11 protein-coding genes are annotated in these 13,883 nt (G+C 60.3%); 1 reads left to right on the top strand and 10 read right to left on the bottom strand.

Going from position 1 to position 13,883, the window contains the following annotated elements:
• The first annotated feature begins 158 nt into the window (after nucleotides 1-158).
• On the top strand, nucleotides 159-848 hold the full coding sequence (locus tag ACA061_RS00765) for an NYN domain-containing protein (RefSeq protein ID WP_497300395.1): 690 nt from the start codon (nucleotides 159-161) through the stop codon (nucleotides 846-848).
• Here ACA061_RS00765 and ACA061_RS00760 read toward each other — a convergent pair.
• The 10 genes from ACA061_RS00760 to ACA061_RS00715 form a co-directional block, all read right to left on the bottom strand.
• Nucleotides 829-2,424, bottom strand: a complete 1,596-nt coding sequence (locus tag ACA061_RS00760; protein WP_497300394.1) for an efflux transporter outer membrane subunit — start codon at nucleotides 2,422-2,424, stop codon at nucleotides 829-831. The genes ACA061_RS00765 and ACA061_RS00760 overlap by 20 nt on opposite strands.
• On the bottom strand, nucleotides 2,421-3,491 hold the full coding sequence (locus ACA061_RS00755; RefSeq protein ID WP_150618381.1) for an HlyD family secretion protein: 1,071 nt from the start codon (nucleotides 3,489-3,491) through the stop codon (nucleotides 2,421-2,423). Before ACA061_RS00755 ends, ACA061_RS00760 begins: the two co-directional genes overlap by 4 nt.
• 26 nt (nucleotides 3,492-3,517) lie before the next feature.
• The gene (locus ACA061_RS00750) at nucleotides 3,518-5,056 is read right to left on the bottom strand and encodes an MFS transporter (protein WP_497300393.1); all 1,539 of its coding nucleotides are present in this window, start codon (nucleotides 5,054-5,056) and stop codon (nucleotides 3,518-3,520) included.
• A gap of 192 nt (nucleotides 5,057-5,248) precedes the next feature.
• Nucleotides 5,249-6,166 (bottom strand): LysR family transcriptional regulator, encoded by a 918-nt coding sequence (locus ACA061_RS00745; RefSeq protein ID WP_150603978.1) that lies wholly within the window; start codon nucleotides 6,164-6,166, stop codon nucleotides 5,249-5,251.
• A 135-nt stretch (nucleotides 6,167-6,301) separates the two neighbouring features.
• On the bottom strand, nucleotides 6,302-7,168 hold the full coding sequence (locus ACA061_RS00740) for an ABC transporter permease (RefSeq protein ID WP_497300392.1): 867 nt from the start codon (nucleotides 7,166-7,168) through the stop codon (nucleotides 6,302-6,304).
• A 21-nt stretch (nucleotides 7,169-7,189) separates the two neighbouring features.
• A complete protein-coding gene (locus tag ACA061_RS00735) occupies nucleotides 7,190-8,050 on the bottom strand; it encodes an ABC transporter ATP-binding protein (protein WP_497300391.1) in 861 nt (286 codons plus the stop codon).
• A 4-nt stretch (nucleotides 8,051-8,054) separates the two neighbouring features.
• Nucleotides 8,055-9,080, bottom strand: a complete 1,026-nt coding sequence (locus tag ACA061_RS00730; protein WP_497300390.1) for an ABC transporter substrate-binding protein — start codon at nucleotides 9,078-9,080, stop codon at nucleotides 8,055-8,057.
• A gap of 18 nt (nucleotides 9,081-9,098) precedes the next feature.
• Nucleotides 9,099-9,995: a TauD/TfdA dioxygenase family protein gene (locus ACA061_RS00725; protein ID WP_497300389.1), complete on the bottom strand. Its 897-nt coding sequence runs from the start codon at nucleotides 9,993-9,995 to the stop codon at nucleotides 9,099-9,101.
• A 370-nt stretch (nucleotides 9,996-10,365) separates the two neighbouring features.
• Nucleotides 10,366-11,733 (bottom strand): HlyD family type I secretion periplasmic adaptor subunit, encoded by a 1,368-nt coding sequence (locus tag ACA061_RS00720; protein WP_150603983.1) that lies wholly within the window; start codon nucleotides 11,731-11,733, stop codon nucleotides 10,366-10,368.
• The gene (locus ACA061_RS00715) at nucleotides 11,723-13,879 is read right to left on the bottom strand and encodes a type I secretion system permease/ATPase (RefSeq protein WP_210554440.1); all 2,157 of its coding nucleotides are present in this window, start codon (nucleotides 13,877-13,879) and stop codon (nucleotides 11,723-11,725) included. The genes ACA061_RS00720 and ACA061_RS00715 overlap by 11 nt, the downstream gene beginning before the upstream one ends.
• Nucleotides 13,880-13,883 lie beyond the last annotated feature (4 nt).

Genomic DNA, 13,883 nt, shown 5'->3' with positions numbered 1-13,883 from the left:
GACTGAGCGAGTTGAAGATCACATGGTGGGTTGACCCACATGACGTACTCACTCTAGGATTGCCTTACTCAACCCCGTACGTAGCGATTCAGTTCGCTGGCAGTTGGGGATGAAAAAACCGGCCCAGGCCGGTTTTTTCGTTTCTGAGGAATATCTTTGTGCGCACTGCGTTCTTTGTCGATGGCTATAACGTTTTCTACGGATTACTGGCTGGCACGCCTTACAAATGGCTGAACCTGAAAAGCCTGCTGACGCACATTGCACACGTTGAAAATCCGCAAAGTTCAGTCGTTTCGGTTGATTACTTCACCTCTCCCATCAAGCCCCAACTGGCCACGCGCGGGCGGGTATCCAAAGAGGCTCAAGATACCTATGTAAGAGCCCTGAGAACTACCAATATCACCGTGCATTTTGGTCGACATCAGCTGGAGCCCGCTAAAGCGCCAAGGTTTATTGATCGGAATACGCAGGCCTCGCGCCAAGACAAAGTCGATATCTGGAAACTGGAAGAAAAAGAAACCGACGTTCATATCGCAATCAGCATGTATCGCACCGCTAGCCGACAACGTGCGCTCTGTACGGACCAGCGCATTGAGCAAATTGTCCTGGTAACCGGCGACACTGATATGACGCCGGTTTTGAAAGCGTTACGTGAAGACTTTCCTGATATCACCATTGGGGTCGTTCTTCCTCATCGAACCGGATCTACCCGCCCCCCTCCCGGCTCTCTGAAAGAACACTCGCATTGGCTACGAAGGCTCATCACCACTGAAGAGCTATTACTGCACCAATTCGCAGACCGGGTGGCAACCCACAAAAAGCCCGCGATCAAGCCGGATTATTGGTAACAACTTCTGCGGGATACACCGACTCCCATCCCCCACCCAACGCCCGATACAACCCGACCATCGCCAGCGAAACCCCGGTCGAACTCTCCACCCACTGCTCCTGCGTTGCGAGCAACGCACCTTGCACAGTAAGCACATTGACGAAGTCGGCCACGCCTTCGACGTATTGCTGTTGCGCGGTGCGCAGGGCGATCTGGTTCTGGCGTACGGCCTCGGCGAGGCTGTCGCGGCGGCGTTGGCTGGCGTTGTAGGCGGTCAGTTGATCGTCGATTTCGTGCCAGGCACGCAGCACGGTCTGCTGATAGCCGATCGCTGCTTCCTGTTGCTGGGCTTCGCGTAACTGCAATACGCCGCGCAGGCGGCCGCCATCGAACAGCGGCAGACTGAACTGCGGGCCGACGCCGAACGCACGCGAGCCCCACGAGCCGAAATCACTGAGCTGCATCGCTTGCGAACCGAGGTTTCCGGACAGGGTGATGCGCGGATAGAAATCACCCTTGGCCACACCGATGTTGGCGGTGGCGGCATGCAGTCGTGCTTCGGCTTGGCGGATGTCCGGCCGGCGCTCAGCCAGTTGCGACGGCAGGCCAATAGCAACTTTCAGCGGCGACTGTGGCACCGCGGCGTCTGTGGATAATTCTTTATCAAGAGCCTGTGGTGGCTCGCCCATCAACAGGCTGATCGCGTTGATCAGTTGCGATTGGCGCTGTTCGAGTGCAGGCAAGCGCGACTCGATGGCGGCGACTTGCGCAGCGGCTTCGGCGACGTCCAGATCGGTCGCCACGCCATCGTTGAGACGCAGCTGCGAGAGCTTGAGGCTGTGGCGGGCGACATCGAGATTCTGCTCGGTGACGGCGCGAGTGTTCTGTACGCCGCGCAGCTGGATGTAGTTCTGCGCAGTGTCGGCGAGCACCGCCAATAGCACGCCGCGACGGTCGTTTTCAGCTACTTCGAGGTTGGCGTCGGCGGCTTCGGTTTCGCGGCGCACGCGGCCCCAGAAATCCAGTTCCCACGAGGCGGAGAAACCGGCGTCCCACAGGTTGAAGGCGGAATCGCCGTTGTGCCCGGACGGGTCGTTCAGGCCTTCGCCGCTGTTGCGTTTGCGCCCGTAACTGCCGGTGGCGGCGGTAGTCGGGTAGCGCTCGGCAGTGATGACCTGACGTGCGGCACGGCTCTGTTGCAGACGGCTGCTGGCCAGTTGCAGGTCGAGGTTGCTGCGCACGGCGCGCTGGGTCAGGGCCGACAGTTGCGGGTCGTTGAAGACTTCCCACCAGCGCTCGTTGAGGGGCTCGCTGACAGCTTGGCTGGGGGCGGATTGGGATGGCTTGGCCCAGTTGGCGATTTGCGTGGCTTCGGGTTTTTGGAAATCTGGGCCGACGGTGCAGGCGGTGAGGCTGACAGTGAGCAAGGCACCGAAGGTGAGTTGCTGCCACTGGCCCAATCGCTGGCAAGCCAGCTCCCACAGGGAACTGTGTCTGGAGTGATTAAGTTGCACAGCCTTCAAAATTCCTGTGGAAGCTGGCTTGTCGGATCGCCGCATCGCAGCGATTGGGCCAGTCGATTCAACGAACATCATCGCTGAGTCACCTCACGCACCGAAGTCGCCGACGTGCGCGTATCAATACTCGCCTCCACCGACATCCCTACCCGCAGCCGATCGGCCAATGGCTGACCCGGCTCAAGCAAGATCTTCACCGGAATCCGCTGCACAACCTTGGTGAAGTTACCCGTGGCGTTGTCCGGTTTCACCGCCGCGAACGTCACGCCGGTGGCCGGGGCGATGCTTTCGACGCGGCCGGTCAGCGCTTCGCCACCCAGGCTATCAACGCGCACCTGCACTTCCTGCCCCGGCTGCACATCGGTCAGTTGTGTCTCCTGAAAATTGGCGACCACATAAGCCTGCTTCAACGGCACCACCGCCAGCAGTTTGCTGCCCGGCGTCACATAAGCGCCGACACGCACGGCACGCTCGCCGACCATGCCGTCCTGCGGCGCGGTAATGCGCGTGTAAGACAGCTCGAAACTGGCGATTTCCAACGCCGCTTGCGCGTGTTTCAAACTGCCTTCAGCGGCATCTCGCTGGGCACTGAGAATGTCGACCTGCTTACGCTCCGCCGCCAGTTTCGCGGTGGCCGTGTCGAGGTGCGCAGTGGCCTGATCGATGCGGGTTCGCGCCTGTTGTGCGTTTTGCACCGTGCCAGCACCCACACCGGCGAGGTGGTTGTAGCGATTCAATTCCTGCTTGGCGAAGGCCATTTCAGCCTTGGCCGACACCACCGAAGCTTGCGCCTGAGCGATCACCGAAGTCTGACGCTCCAGCGTCGCCTTGGCGTTCTGCAACTGCGCCCGGGCGACCAGGGTTTGCGCATCCGCCGCCTCGGCAGAAGCGCGCAAATCGCGATCATCGATCAACGCCAGCAACTGCCCCGCCTTCACTTGCTGGTTGTCTTCCACCAGCACTTCCTTGATGAACCCGGCCACACGCGGGACCACCAGCGTGTAGTCGGCGGAAACGAACGCGTCGTTAGTGTTCTGCTGCGTACGTTTGCCAAACAGGCCGGGCATTGCCAGGTACACCAGCACGCCAACAGCCAACGCGGCCGCCACAGCCACCGCGAGTTTTTGCTTTGCTTGAGTCGTCATGGAAACCTTCATTTTCAGTACAGCAATCAGGTCGGCGCGCGCGGTGGAAAGATCCGCGTCGGCAGCCAGAAAATCAGCAGGATCAGCGTCACCGCGACGCCCGCCATGCACACGTAGAGATCGGAAGACGTCAGCACCACCGCTTGTTCGTGGAGGCGATGGGCGAGGCCCGGATCGCTGCGGTCGGCCAGAGGCGAATTGCCGAGGCTGTCGACCAGCATGGTCGAGTGAAAATGCAGACGCGATGTGGTCAGCGCTTCGATCACGCCCGTGGCGACCACCGCCGCCAAGCCTTTCACAGTGTTGAACCATGCCGAGGCAAACGGCCCGTCCATGGGCTGGATGCTGCCGGTCGATAGCATCAGCAGCGGCAGCACCGACATCGGCTGGCCAAAAATCTGCAGCCATTGCAGGACATAGAAATTGTCGCGAATCCACTCCGAAGTCAGCAGCGACCCGCCCAGACAGGACAGCGTCAGCATGCTCAAACCGATCCCCAGAACCCAACGGCAGTCGACCCAGCGCAGGTTGCACAGGGCCGCCACCAGCGGCAGCGCGATCAACTGCGGCAACGCCGCGATCAGCATGATCGGCGCGGTTTGCACCGGGCGATAACCCTGCACTTGCGCCAGATAGCTCGACGGAATCAACACCACGGCTTGCAGCACGATCAACACGCCAGCCAAGGTCATCAGCGCGAACGCCAGGTTGCGGATACCGAGCATCTGCAACTTGAAAAACGGAATCGGCTGCGACCACTCGTTGATCAAAAACGCCACCAGCAGCAGCGACCCCGAGATCAGCAACGCGCTGATCAGGTTCGACTCGAACCAGTCCAGCCGATTGCCCTGCAACAGGCCGATCACCAACATGCAGATCGCCGGAAAGCCCAGCAGCAGACCCTTCCAGTTAAACGCCTTGAGACGTTCAAGGCGCAGTGGATCCTGCGGGATGCCGTACGCCACCATCACCATGGCGATCAGGCACGGCACGATGATTTGCCAGAACGTCCATTGCCAGCCGACGTACTCGGTCCACAACCCGGCCAGCGGTGTGCCGAGGCCCGGGCCGAAGGTTGCTGTCAGCGCGTAACCGGCCAGGCCATAGAGTTTGAAATTGGCCGGCAGGAAGCGCAGCGCAACAGTCATCAGCATCGGCGGCAACGCGCCGCCCGCCAACCCTTGCAAGGTGCGCATCAGCAGCAGGCTTTCGTAATTCGGGGCGAATGGACATAGCAACCCAAGCAAGGTGAACAGGCTGATCGCGCAGAGGGTGAAACGGCGCAACGAGAAGGTCACCGAGCACCACGGCGCGAAGGCCATGGCCGCGACGGAGGTGGCGGTGTAACTGGCAACCAGCCAGGTGCCTTCGTCGTAACCGATATTCAGTGCGCCGCGAATGTCGGCCAGGGCGACCTTAGTCACCATCTCGTTGAGGCCCGACACCAGCACCGCCAGCAGCACGCCGACCAGCCCGATGATGATCCGCGCCCCGAACACCGGGGGCGTGACCGCCGTCGCCGGGCTGGCCGCGGCGATAGATGCCGGGACCGTCAGGGATGTCATGAATGAAAACTCCGGGGGTGGAAATACCGGAGCATCTTAGTCGGGCTTAGTGCTGACGAAAATTGACTTATTGGCAGGTTATAAGTGCGTCAGACACAACTATGGAAGATCAAAAGATCGCAGCCTTCGGCAGCTCCTACAGGGGAATGCATTTCAATGTAGGAGCTGCCGGAGGCTGCGATCTTTTGCTCTTCAAGGTTGGGCTGCGAGCCACGTCTCATCGCAGCAACTCTTGAGGGTTTCTCGCAGCCAGCGGTGCGCCGGATCCTTGTCGAAACGCGGGTGCCAGGCCTGGGTCAGCATCAGCGTCGGCAACGGAATCGGCAGGTCGAACGAGCGCAATTTCAATCCCAGGCGCCTCACGCTCAACAGTGCCTCTTTAGGCACCGGCAGGATCAGGTCAGAGTCCGGCAAAGCGAACATCGCCGCATGGAAACTCGGCGCGATCACCGCCACCCGCCGCTCCAGCCCCAGCGCATTCAGCGCCGTATCGATGGGGCCACGGGCGATGCCCCGGCGGGACATGCTGATATGGGAAAACCCGGCATAGCGCTCAGCGGTTATTTCGCCATCGAGCAAGGGATGATCCTCGCGCACCAGCCCGACGAAGTGTGTGGAGAACAGATTTTGCACTTTCACTTCCGGGGTGATCGGCCGGGTGTTGCTGACGCTCAGGTCGATGCGTCCTTCACGCAGCGCCTCATCGTCGCCATCGCCTTCCGGAACGAAGCGCAATTCGCAGTGCGGCGCCATCTGATCCAGCGTGTCGAAGAGCTTGCCGCCATAAACGCCGATGAAGAAGTCATTGGCGCGAATGCTGAAACGGCGGCGCAAAGTGCCCAGCTCCACGTCATCAGCCGAGCGGAACAGCAGCGCCGCCTGCTCGACGACATCACGCACCTGCTCGCGCAATTCCAATGCCTTGGGCGTCGGCACCAGACCACGGCCAGCGCGCACGAGGATCGGATCGCCGATGGCTTCGCGAATTCGCGTCAGGGTTCGGCTCATCGCGGCCGGACTAAGGTTCATCCGCCGCGCGGCCCCGACCACGCTGCCCTCGTCGAGCAAGGCGTCGAGGGCGACCAGAAGGTTCATGTCCGGGAGTTGCATGCTGAGCACCCTTGGCTGATCTGGATTGATCTGGGCGCAATGCTAGCAGATCAAAAGATTGCAGCCTTCGGCAGCTCCTACAAAGGAACCGTCAAACCCATGTAGGAGCTGCCGAAGGCTGCGATCTTTTGATTTTCAGCGCTGCATGCCCCAGCGCTTCACGGTCACCCGCTCCAGCGTATCGAATACCAGATTCTCCACCAGCAAGCCGATCAGGATCACCACTGCCAACCCGGCAAACACTTTGTCGGTGTACAGCTCATTACGATTCTGAAAAATGTACCAACCCAATCCACCCTTGCCACTGGTCGCGCCGAATACCAGTTCAGCCGCGATCAAGGTGCGCCAGGCGAACGCCCAGCCGATTTTCAACCCGGCGAGAATCGACGGCAGCGCCGCCGGAATCAGGATGAACAGGACAAAACGCATACCCTTCAGACCGTAATTTCGACCGGCCATGCGCAAGGTCTCCGAAACACCAAGAAACCCCGCATAAGTGTTGAGCGCCAGCGCCCACAACACCGAGTGCACCAGCACGAAAATCAGGCTGTTCTGTCCCAGCCCAAACCACAGCAACGCCAGCGGCAGCAACGCAATCGCCGGCAGCGGGTTGAACATCGACGTCAGCGTACTGAGCAGATCGCGACCCAGTTGCGTCGAAACCGCCAAAGTGGTCAGGGCGAAGGCCAGCACGATGCCGATCAGATAGCCCTTGATCAGCACCACCAAAGATATCCACACCTTGCCCAGCAACTCGCCGCTGAGCAGGCCGTCGTACAGCGCATGGCTGGTCTGCACGAAACCGGGCAGCAGCAGATCGTTGTTCTGCACTCGGGCAACAATTTCCCACAACACCGCGAGCACGATCAGGATCAGGCTTTTACGCAGCCAACCCTGTTGCCACACGCGTTGGCCGAGGGGTAATTCGCGCTCGACCGGCACGCTGGTCAGCGGCTCCAAAACGGTTTCAAACTCTTGTCGTACGGATGATGAATGGCTCATCGGGCAATCCTCGGGAAGCGCTCAATAAGCGATGCGAATGTCGTTGAAGTCGTGCTCGAACTCGGTCTCCGGCGACTGGCCCTCATCGAACAACAGCCGATGAATGCGCCGTGCCGATTCCTGAAACGCCACACCGCCAAGGCTTTGCAGGTTGTATTGATGGCTGTGCACCTCCGCCCTCACCCGCCCCGGATGCGGCGACAGCAATAGAATGCGATTGCCGACCACCAGCGCCTCTTCAATCGAGTGGGTGACGAACAGCAAGGTGAAACGCACTTCCTCCCAAAGCAGTAGCAATTCCTCCTGCATTTTGCGGCGGGTCAGCGCATCCAGTGCGGCGAACGGCTCGTCCATCAGGAGGATTTTCGGTTGCATCGCCAGTGCTCGGGCAATCGCCACGCGCGCTTTCATGCCGCCGGACAAGGTGTGCGGGTAGGCATCGGCGAACGCCGCCAGACCGACCTTTTCCAGATAGTGCAGCGCACGTTCTTCGGCGTCTTTTTTCTTCAGGGTTCGCGAGGCCAGCAGCGGAAACATCACGTTCTGTTTGACGGTTTTCCATGGCGGCAGTTGATCGAATTCCTGGAACACCACGATCCGGTCTGGGCCGGGCGCATCGACTCGCTGACCTTGCAAGCGTATCTCGCCTTCGCACGGCTGGATAAAACCGCCGACGGCTTTGAGCAGTGTGGATTTGCCGCAGCCGGACGGGCCAAGCAATACGAAGCGATCCTGCTGATCGACGTCGAAACTGACTTGATGGGTGGCTCGCACAACACGTTGCGGCGTGCGGTATTCGAGGCTGACCTGGTCCACCGCCAGCAGCGCTTGCGTGCTGGCGATCGGGTTGCTGGCCACGTGGCCTTGCAAAGGGGCGTTCATTCGGTCAGCTCCCTTGCAACGGTTTGGCGTCCTGGAAGAAGTAATCCTTCCACGATTCCGGTTTGTTTTTGATCGCACCGACGCGGTAGAGGAATTCGGCCAGTGGATAAGTATTTTTCGGCGTAACGCTGAATTCAAACTGGGGGTTATCGATGATTTTCAGCAGGGCTACACGATCGATTTTGGCTTTGGTCACGCGGATGTAAGTGTCGGCTGCCGCGCCTTTATCGTTCTGGGCGAATTGCGCGGCTTCGGTCAGCGCTTCGACGAAGGCTTTGTAGGTTTTCGGGTTTTCGTTGCGGAATTTCTCGGTGGCGAACAGCACGGTCGGCGAGTTCGGGCCGAGCAGGTCATAGGTATTCAACACGACATGCACGTTGGGGTTTTCCAGCGCCTGATCCTGGAACGGCGGGTTGGAAAAGTGTCCGGTCAGCTCGGTGCCGCCAGCGATCAACGCTGCCGTTGCGTCCGGGTGCGGAACGGCGATGGTGTATTTATCGAGGCGATTGAATTCCTTGTCGCCCCACTGCCTGGCAGCCGCGTATTGCAGGAAGCGCGACTGCACGGAAACGCCAACCGCCGGCACTGCGATGCGGTCCTTCTCGGTGAAATCGACAATGGTTTTCACCTTGGGATTGTTGCTCACCAGGTAGTAAGGGAAGTTGCCCAGCGAAGCCACGGCTTTGACGTTCTGCTTGCCGTGGGTGCGATCCCAAATGGTCAGCAACGGCCCGACGCCGGCGCCGGCAATATCGATGGAGCCGGACAGCAGCGCATCGTTGACCGCCGCGCCACCGGACAGCTGCGTCCAGTCGACCTTGATATCGAGGCCTTCCTGCTTGCCGTACTTCTCGATCAGGCCCTGATCGCGCACCACATTGAGCAATAAATAGACAATGCCGAACTGCTCGGCGATGCGAATTTCGCCTTCGGCGTGGGCCACGGCCGGCGCCACCAGACTACCGGCGATCAGACTGAAGCCGAGGCCAATGGCGGCGGCCAACGGGGCGAATGGAAGACGTTTGGACATGATCGAATCTCCGGCAAATCAGAAAGGCGCGTCGCCCTGGATGGTCGTGCGATACAGCTTGCGGCGCAGGTGCGCGGGGCAACCGGCGGCGAGATGGATCAGCGAACGGTTGTCCCAGAACACCAAGTCGTGGGGCTGCCATTGGTGGCGGTAGATGTTTGGCGGCAGCACGCTATGGGCATAAAGCTCGGCAAGCAGCTGTTTGCTCTCGTCTTCCGGCAGGCCGACGATGCGCGTGGTGAAGCCCTCGCTGACGAACAACGCCTTGCGAGCGTTTTCCGGGTGAGTGCGCACCACCGGGTGCACCACTTCCGCGACTTGGGCGAGTTGCTCCGGGGTCAGAGTCGGGCGCCAGTTGCCTTCGAATTTGGTTTCGCTGTAACGCGCGGTGTAGGAATGCGCAGCGAAGCGCCCCTCGACCGCTTTGCGCAGCGCGTCGGGCAGGCTGTCCCAGGCCTTGTGCATATCGGCAAACAAGGTGTCGCCGCCCTCGGACGGCAATTCCTGCGCGTGCAGCATCGAGCCGAGGCTTGGCAGTTCTTTATAGGAAAGGTCCGAGTGCCAGAACTTGCCGGCATCGCCCAGACCGATGTTCTGGCCGTTCTCGACGATGTTGGAAACGATGAGGATTTCCGGGTGATTGGCCAGCAGGAACTGTTTGAGCACGTGGATCTGCAACACGCCGAAGCGGCGACTGAAGTCGATTTGTTGCTGAGGGGTGATGTGCTGGTCGCGAAAGACCACGACGTGGTGATCCAGATGCGCACGGTGAATGCGGGCGAAGTCCTGATCATTGATCGGGCGGGTCAGGTCAAGGCCAATGATCTCGGCGCCGACGGCACCGCTGAACGGGCGAATGTCGAAAATTTGCGGCGCGGCGGTCGCGGCGCTAGAAGAGGCAGTGGCTGCGGACATCAATAATCTCCCACGCACGGCACGCTCACAGGGCGCGCACGTCGATCAGAAACTCACGCTGGATTGCGTGTTGGTTCAGGTCGTGCGGCGCGCCGATTGGTCGGCAGGTACGCAGGGAAATGACTTTAAAGCTATAAGAATCGGAAATTAAATACCGTTAGCGAATAACGATATGGCGATTGGTGAGGAATGGACTGGGTGGTGAGTGACGTTTTGTGTCACTTCTGGGTGAAATGTGGCGATTTCACTGACGCCATCGCTGGCAAGCCAGCTCCCACAGGGTTCTCGGTTGAAACACGATTATGTGTTCGACTTCTGAACATGTGGGAGCTGGCTTGCCAGCGATGAGGACGATAAGGCCAATAAAGATCTAGCGCTCGTGCAACGCCTCGGCCCGCGCGCGAATGATCGGCTTGAGCAGGTAGCTCAACACCGACTTCTTGCCGGTAATGATATCCACCGACGCCACCATGCCCGGGATGATCAACAACGGCTTCTCATCGGTGCCCAAGTGGCTGCGTTCGGTACGCACCTTGATGATGTAGTACGTGGTTTTCTTGTCTTCGTCGGTGATGGTGTCGGCGCCGATCTGCTCCAGCTGGGCTTTCAGACCGCCGTAAATGGTGTAGTCATACGCGGTGAATTTCACTATCGCTTCCTGCCCCGGATGCAGGAACGCGATGTCCTGCGGGCGGATCTTGGCTTCGACCAGCAAGGTGTCATCCAGCGGCACGATTTCGACCATGTCGCTGCCCGGCTGAATCACGCCGCCGATGGTGTTGACCAGCAACTTGTTGACGATGCCGCGCACCGGCGATGTCACCAGCGTACGGCTGACGCGGTCTTCCAGGGCCTTGCCAGTGGCCTGAGCCTTGTTCAGATCGGTGCGCGCTTCGTTCAACTGAGTGAGCGCTTCGCTGCGGAATTTGCCGCGTGTCTCATCAACCTTGCGCTGCACTTCCTTGATCGCCGACTCGGCGCGTGGAATTGCCAATGTGGTGGCGTCGAGCTGACCACGGGTTTCCACTTCGGCACGCTTGAGGCGCAGCACTTCAACCGGGGACACCGCGCCCTGCGCCACCAGCGGCTCGGACATGTTGATTTCCTGACGCTGCAAACTCAGCTGCTGACGGTACTGCGCCTGCTTGGAGCTGAACTCGCGCAGCTCTTGCTGACGCTGGATCAACTGCTCCTGCAAGCCACCGATCTCGTCGTGCAGTTGCTGACGACGGCTGATGTACAACGATTCTTCACTTTTCGCCTGGACGGGAACAGCCTTGACCACGTCTTCCGGGAAATTCAGCGGGCGGTCATCGACCTCGGCGCTCAGGCGCTCAACGCGCAGCAGCATCGACTGCCGATCAGCCTCGGTTTCGCCGACGTTAGAGGCAAATCGCGTGTCATCGAGGCGAATCAGCGGTGCGCCAGCCTCAACGATCTGGCCTTCCTTGACGAACAGTTCGGAAACGATCCCGCCCTCAAGGTTCTGGATTTTCTGGATCTTCGACGACGGAATCGCCTTGCCGTCGCCCTTGGTCACTTCGTCGATCACGGCGAAGTTGGCCCAGAGCATGAGGAATACGAAGAAGCCGATGATCGCCCAGATGGTCAGGCGCACGACGCGCGGGGCGTCCTCGATCAGCGCCTTGTTGACCTCTGGCAGCGGCTGGCCCTGCAGCGATGCAGTGCCTTTGAAGTAGCGACGGATCGAATCCTTGAAACCCGACTTAAGCAACACTGATCTGCCCCTTCTTCAATGCTTCCATCACCGCAGCTTTCGGGCCGTCGGCGAGAATCTGCCCGCGATCGATCACCAACAGACGATCCACCAGCGACAACAGGGAGGCACGGTGCGTGACGAGCACCACGGTCTTGTTTTCAATCACCGCTGCGAGGCGTTGCTTGAGGCGTTCTTCGCCGGTGTTGTCCATCGCGCTGGTCGGTTCGTCCATCAGCAGGATCGGCGGATTGAGCAACAGCGCACGGGCCAACGCGACGTTCTGGCGCTGACCGCCGGACAGGTTTTGCCCGCGCTCGCCCACTTGCAGTTCGTAGCCTTGCGGGTGCAGGCGGGCGAATTCGTGGACACCGGCCAGTTCGGCGGCTTGCAGCACGAGCTCGTCTTCGACATAACGCGCGCCGGAAACCAGGTTGTCACGCAGGGTGCCGGCCAGTAGCTGGATGTCCTGCGGCACGTAGCCGATGTTGTAGCGCAACTCGCTGACGTCGATCTGGCGGATATCAACGCCGTCCACCAGCAACGCGCCGTCGTCCGGCTGATAGAGGCCAACCAGCAGTTTGGCGAGCGAGCTCTTGCCCGAGCCGCTGCGGCCGATGATGCCGATTTTCTCGCCGGGACGAATCACCAGGTTGATGTTCTTCAACGCCGGGTTTTGCTGCTCCGGGTAGGTGAAGTTGAGTTGACGGCACTCGATGGCGCCTTGCAGGACCTTGCGGCTCAGCGGGCGCTCTTCGAAATTGCGCTCCTGCGGCAGCTCCATCATCTGGTCTACCGACGTCATGGTCACTCGCGCCTGCTGATAGCGGGTCAGCAAGCCCGACAGCGAGGCCAGCGGGCTGAGTGCGCGTCCACTGAGCATGTAGCAGGCGATCAGACCACCCATGCTCAGGTTGCCGGCGATGATCTGGTACACACCGAAGACGATCATGATCACCCCGGCCAGTTGCTGAATCAGCAAGGTGATGTTCATCGCCAGACCGGAAAGCATTTTCACCCGCAGCTCAAGGCGGCTGAGGGTGCCGATGGTTTGCTCCCACTGGTACTGACGCTCACTTTCGGCGTTATTGACCTTGACTGCATCGAGGCCGGCGAGGGTTTCGATCAGGCTCGACTGACGCTCGGCACCGAGGGCCATGGTGCGCTCCATGGTTGCCACCAGCGGCTTCTGCAAGGCGTAGCCAATCAACAGCGCAATCGGGAATGCCAGCACCGGAATCCACACCAGATGCCCGCCGAGAATGGCGATGACGATGAAGATCAGGATGGTGAACGGCAGGTCGATCAGGCTGGTAAGGGTCAAGGAGGCGAGGAAATCGCGCAGGCTCTGAAACTCATGGATGTTCTGCGCGAAGCTGCCGACCCGTGCCGGGCGATACTTCATCGACATGCCAACGATGCGCTCGAACAGCGTAGCGGAGATGATCAGGTCGGTTTTCTTCCCGGCCAGATCCAGGCACAGGCTGCGCAAGCTCTTGAGGATCAGGTCGAACATGTACGCGCCAGTGATGCCCAGCGCGAGCACCCAGAGGGTCGCTTCGGCCTGGTTCGGCACGACGCGGTCGTAGACGTTCATCACGAACAGCGGCGCGGCCATGGCGATGATGTTGATCAGGAAACTGGCGGCGATTGCGTCGGCATACAGCCAGCGCGAACGCTTGAGGGTGTCGCGGAACCACGAGCGCGCACGCGGGATCAGCGTGCCGTGGTTGACGTCGAATTTATGCTGCGGCTGGGCGAAGAAGACCTTGCCGGTGTAGTCGTCGGCCAGCAGTTCGCGGCTGACCACGGATTCGCCGCCGTCGCTTTCGCTGAGCAGCACTCGCGCTTCGTTGTCACCTTGCCAGCCGAGCAGCACGGCACTGCGGCCGTCCTTGAGCAACAACAACGCGGGCATGGCAATCGATGGAATCTCTTCCAGTTTGCGCTGCAACACCCGACCTTGTAGGCCCGCGCGAGCCGCCGCACGGGGCAGCAACTCGACACTCAGACGTTGTTTGGGCAGCGGCAGGCCGGTGGTCAGCATCGCCGCGCTGGCGGGCTTCTGGTGCAGCATGCAAAGGGCGAGCAGACCGTCCAGTAACGGATCGTCGTGCAACGCGCGTGGATCATGACTGAGATGAACTCGACTGACTTCTGATTCCACGCTC

This window comes from Pseudomonas sp. LBUM1668, from assembly GCF_059695715.1.
The sequence above is the reverse complement of the archived record's forward strand: the minus strand, read 5'-3'. Positions and strand labels throughout refer to the sequence as shown.